We start from the raw sequence: 5,575 nt of genomic DNA on the forward strand, positions 1-5,575 counted from the left end.
CACAATTTAATGAATGAATAATTTCGGCAATTTGATGAGAACAATCCACTTCTTCAAACCACGGTAACTTTTTAACTTCTTCTGGGACGTAACTTAAATTAGTAGAATATATTTTATCAAATTCCCTCCTCTTGTGAGCTTCCGAAAACTTTTCATATCCTTCTGTAAATAGTGAAAAGGTTGCGATCATATATATTTTAGTTGCCCCTAATTCTTTTAATTTTCTTGAAACATCTAACATGGAATCACCTGAGGCAATAATATCATCAACAACAATAACATTCTTTCCTGTTACATCATCACCGATATATTTATGTTCTTTAATAGGATTTTTTCCATTTACAATTTTAGTTAAATCTCTGCTCTTATAGAACATTCCTAAATTCGCTTTAAAAATATTCGCATAAAATTTAGCTCTATCAATTGCGCCGGTATCGGGGCTTACTATAACTAAGTTTCTTAAATCTATTTCTTCTTTTTCTATAAATTCACTAATTATAGTATTAGTAGGGAAGATATTTTCAAATGCTTTTAGTGGAACAGCATTTTGAATTCCAACATCGTGAACATCAAAAGTCAAAATGCTTTTAACTCCTAAATTCACTAATTCTTGAAGACCATTAGCGCAATCCAATGATTCACGGCCTTTTCTACGGTGTTGCCTTGATTCATAAAGTAAAGGCATAACAACATTAATATTTGAAGTATGACCTCTCATTGCGTATATAACTCTTTTAATATCTTGAAAATGTTCATCAGGACCCATGTGGTTTTCGTATCCAAACATTCGATATGTACAACTATGATTTCCAATATCAGACAAAATAAAAACGTCCTTCTCTCTTATTGACTCTAGAATTTCCACTTTTCCTTCACCATTATTAAAGCGCGTTTCTTTGATTGGTATAATATAATTTGCTTCTTCATCTCTTATTTCAGCGATGTTTTCATTTACCCTTTCTCCTAATTCTCGACAATTGTTTAAAACGATTAACTTTAGATTATCCACAACATATACCTCCAAAATCCCTTAGTAACAACATTTTACCATATTGTGGTACTAATAAAAAGACTTTTCATAGTTTTTATGTTAAAATGTTAATGTGAAGAGAGGTAATAAAAATGAATTATGATGTTGCTATAATAGGTTGTGGTCCAGCAGGCATTTTTAGTGCTTTAGAATTATTAAAAAACGATCCAAACACAAAAATTGTTATGTTTGATAAAGGAAAAAGTATTAAAGTTAGAAACTGTCCTAAAAAGAAAACAGTACAATGTGTATCTTGTAAACCATGTAACATATCTTGTGGTTTTGGTGGTGCAGGTGCTTTCTCTGATGGTAAGTTATCACTTTCAAAAGATGTTGGTGGATGGTTAGAAGATTATCTCGGTACTTCTAAAATGAATGAAATGATCGAATATGTAGATAACATATATCTAGAATATGGTGGCAATAGCGAGATTGTTTATAATAAAGAATTCGCTGATAAAACAGAATACCAATGTAGTAAATATGGATTAAAGTTTGTTAAATGTCCGATAAGACACTTAGGAACTGAGAAAAGCGCTATTATAATGGAAAAAATGTATGATTTTATTGCCAGTCATAAGAATGTTGATATTTTAGTAAATACAGAAATTATAGATATTGCAATTGATAATAAAGTAAAGAAAGTCATTACTAAAAACAAAGAGTTCTTATGTGATAATATAATTTTCGCAGTAGGTAGAAGTGGTTCTGGATGGTTATTTGAAAAATGTAAAGAAAACAATATTAAAACTCAAAATAATCAAGTTGATATCGGTGTTAGAGTAGAACTTCCTAGATCGATTACTGATTATTTCACTAACGAATTATACGAATTTAAAATATATAACACATCTAAAACAACTGAAAATATTGTAAGAACATTTTGTATGAATCCAGGTGGATTTGTCTCACAAGAAAACTATGATAATGATTTAGCATGTGTAAATGGTCATAGTTTCCATGAAATTAAAAGTAATCTTACTAACTTTGCATTATTAGTTTCCGCACACTTTACTGAACCTTTTAATGAACCTATTGAGTATGGTAAATATATTGCCCGATTAGGTAATATGCTTACTGGTGGTAAAATTATGGTCCAAAGATTATATGACTTAAAACAAGGTCAAAGATCTACTCCTGAAAGAATGAAAAAATTAACTTTTAAACCGACTTTAAAAGATGCAGTCCCAGGAGATTTATCATATGTACTACCTGCTAGAATTTTAAATGCTTTATTAGAAACATTTGAAGAATTAGATAAAATTTGTCCTGGTATATCAGGAAAAGAAACAATTCTTTATGGTGTAGAAGTAAAATTCTATTCGTCTAAAATAATGGTTGATAATAATTTAGAAACCGCTATTAAAGGTGTATATGCCATCGGGGATGGTGCTGGTATTACAAGAGGATTAATGCAAGCCTCAATCAGTGGTGTTATTACTGCTCAAAATATAATAAATCAAAAAAGACCTTCATAGGTCTTTTTAAATTGATGATAACAATAACACAAATAAGAATAGTGTAATTATTACAATAAACCATATATAAAACCATTGTTTGGCAGTATCACCTTTTTTATTTGCCTCAACTGATTTTTTAATAAGTAAATACACAATTGATGGTATTCCAATTAAAATTAATATAAATACTGGACTTATAAATGCCATACTACACCCCACTTTTAAATTATAATAATATTTTACTACAAAATATTATTTTTAACAACTTTATACTCCACCAACTTGATCTTTATACCTTAAAATTGTTTTTCTTAAAAAATCAACAGGTATTACAGTAGAAGCTAATAATATCATAACAAATAATTCTTTTATAGTTAATCCTGATGTTCTAAATAATGTTCCTCCATAATAAATCAAAAATAACTGAACCACAATAATAAGCAGTAATACCATAATAAAAATTTTGTTTTTTAAAAGATTTGCTAAAATATTAAGGCGATTTGTTCTAGCATTAAAACTATTAAATATTCCAATAAAAATAAATAACCCAAAGAAAGCTGTCATTATATAAATATCATCAAGTCTAAAAAATGAGTGAAGCAATGAAGATTTCAAAAATATAATACATAATAACGAAGAATAAATTCCAGTAAATAATATTTCTCCCATCATATAATCGTTTATAATTGACTCATCTTTCTTCTTAGGATATTCTTTCATATATTCCTTTAATGGTGGTTCAAACGAGAAAGCTAATCCTGCTAAAGTATCCATAACCATATTTATCCACAACATTTGAATAACAGTAACTGGTGTATCTACCCCAATAAACGGTCCTATAATTGATAAACTTACAGCACACAAATTAACTGTTAATTGAAATATTATAAATTTTCTAATACTTTTAAAAATAGTTCTTCCAAATAATATCGACGAAACAATTGACATAAAACTATCATCAAGTATAACAATATCACTAGCTTCTTTAGCTACTTCTGTGCCACTTCCCATACCAAACCCAACATCAGCCTTTTTGATAGCAGGAGCATCATTTACTCCGTCTCCTGTCATACCAACAACTAAATCTAAAGATTGACAAATTCTAACTAATCTACTTTTATCAGTAGGTAATGCCCTAGCTACAATTTTTATTTTAGGTAATTTTTCACCTATATCTTCATCAGTCATTTGATCTAATTCATCACTAGTTAAAACAAGATCATCATTACTTTCTATTAATCCAACTTCTTTACCAATATTATAGGCTGTTTCTTTATTATCACCAGTTATCATGACAATTTGAATATGAGCATCTTTTACCATTTGTACTGCACTTACTGCATCTTCTCTAAGTTCATCTTTTATTAATACCATTCCTACTAGGGTAACACACTTTTTATTAGTATAAGTTCCCATTACAAGAACCCTTATTCCTTGTTTAGTTTTTTCATTTATGAAATTATTTATTTCTCTTTTGTTATATAAAGTTCTTACTCTTCCGTTGTCATCATAATAACTTGTACAAAAAGGCAATATTTTTTCAGGAGCTCCTTTAATGTAATTAACATCATCAATGGTGGTAATAGAATATTTATTTTTACTATTAAAAGGAACAGTTTTAGTTTTCTTTATGGATAAACTCGTCTTAGCAAACATTAGTAATGCTCGATCTGTAATGTTTCCTCCAATAGCTTTCCCCTCTTCTAGACTACTTGCATTATTACCTATTAACGATAATTTAGCAATCTCATAGAGATTAGCCTTTTTTATCTCCTCTATATTCTTATAACGTTTTAACGAACCACTTATAAATTCTACAACTTCAAGTTTTCCTTTAGTTAATGTTCCGGTTTTATCTGTGAATAAGATATTCAAACTACCTGCAGTCTCTATTCCTACTAATTTACGAACTAAAATATTTTTTTTAAGCATTTTTTTCATGTTTGAAGAAAGAACTAATGTAATCATCATCGGTAAACCTTCCGGAACCGCTACAACAATAATAGTTACACTTAAAGTAAGGGCATATAAAATATGACCAATAATTTCACTAGGATTAGTAATCGTTTCAACTATTTCACTAATAATAAAACCATTATCTATAACAATTACTGAAAAAAGATAAGAAAAACTAACTAAAAAAGCTCCAACATATCCGCATTTACTTATTAACTGTGCCAATTTTCTTAATCTTATTTTAAGTGGACTATCAACTTGTTTTTCTTGTATTTCTTCCGCAAGCTTACCATAAAAAGTGGCATTTCCTACATGATTGACCTTCATTAAAGCATAATTGCTATAGACAACTGTACCTCTAAAAACAGTGTCATTCTTTTCTTTATATATTTCTTTAGTCTCTCCATTTAAGGATGATTCATCAACGCTAATATTTCCTTCAACAATAATACCATCAGCCGGGATTTTATCCCCAGATTCTAATATTACAATATCATTTACTACTACCTCATCTATTTTAATTTCCATAATTTTATTGTTTCTTTTAACTCGACATTTAACTTTAGAGGATTCTTCCTGCAATTTATCAAATGCCTTCTCGCTACCGTATTCAGAAATACTAGAGATAAATGACGCTAAAAAAATAGCAATTACAATTCCTATTGTTTCATACCAATCAAAATCTTTTAATAAAAATATTGTTTTTATTCCTAAAGCAATTAGTAAAATACGAATTATAGGATCTCCTAATGATTCAATTAGTAATCCTAAAAAAGTATTTCTTTTTTTGCTCTTTATTTCGTTAGAACCATATTTTTTCCTGCTTTCAACTACATCTTTATCATTTAATCCGTTCATATTCCCTCCTAAAAAATATATATTAGGATTAAATAAAATTAGAATTATAAGTATTCGACAAAAAAAGGTATTATCTCATACCTTTTTCGTCTCCGTATAAACTATTTTCCATATACTCTGTGAATTCAACATCTGCTCGTTTTATAATGCCCTCGTATCCCATTTTACCTAAATGAACTCTTATATCATCAAGGACATTTGCGCCACCGCTAAAGTTTTTTTCATAATGAAATCGGAAGTAATCAATTGCTTCTTTAGGTGGATTTTGATC

At 28.8% G+C, this 5,575-nt stretch carries 4 protein-coding genes; 1 reads left to right on the forward strand and 3 read right to left on the reverse strand.

Translation table 11 applies throughout. The annotated features are described in order from the left end of the window. Positions 1-1,009, reverse strand: a 1,009-nt coding sequence (gene prs / locus PHF25_08505; GenBank protein ID MDD4528053.1) for a ribose-phosphate diphosphokinase, incomplete at its 3' end; no start/stop codon positions are given. 107 nt (positions 1,010-1,116) lie between these two features. On the opposite strand from prs, the gene PHF25_08510 reads away from it, so the two are divergent. Next, positions 1,117-2,508: an FAD-dependent oxidoreductase gene (locus tag PHF25_08510; GenBank protein MDD4528054.1), complete on the forward strand. Its 1,392-nt coding sequence runs from the start codon at positions 1,117-1,119 to the stop codon at positions 2,506-2,508. Between the two features lie 249 nt (positions 2,509-2,757). Here PHF25_08510 and PHF25_08515 read toward each other — a convergent pair whose 3' ends face one another. Both PHF25_08515 and PHF25_08520 read right to left on the reverse strand, forming a co-directional pair. After that, positions 2,758-5,304 (reverse strand): calcium-translocating P-type ATPase, PMCA-type, encoded by a 2,547-nt coding sequence (locus tag PHF25_08515; protein ID MDD4528055.1) that lies wholly within the window; start codon positions 5,302-5,304, stop codon positions 2,758-2,760. Positions 5,305-5,374: 70 nt separating this feature from the next. Beyond that, the coding region (locus tag PHF25_08520) for a hypothetical protein (protein MDD4528056.1) at positions 5,375-5,575 on the reverse strand (201 nt) is incomplete at its 5' end.

This window comes from Candidatus Margulisiibacteriota bacterium, from assembly GCA_028706105.1.
Taxonomy (GTDB): Bacteria; Margulisbacteria; Riflemargulisbacteria; order GWF2-35-9; family DYQY01; genus DYQY01.

Excerpts from the sequence above, each read along its gene's own strand:
- PHF25_08515 (MDD4528055.1), bottom strand. The coding sequence starts at position 5,304 with ATGAACGGATTAAATGATAAAGATGTAGTTGAAAGCAGGAAAAAATAT.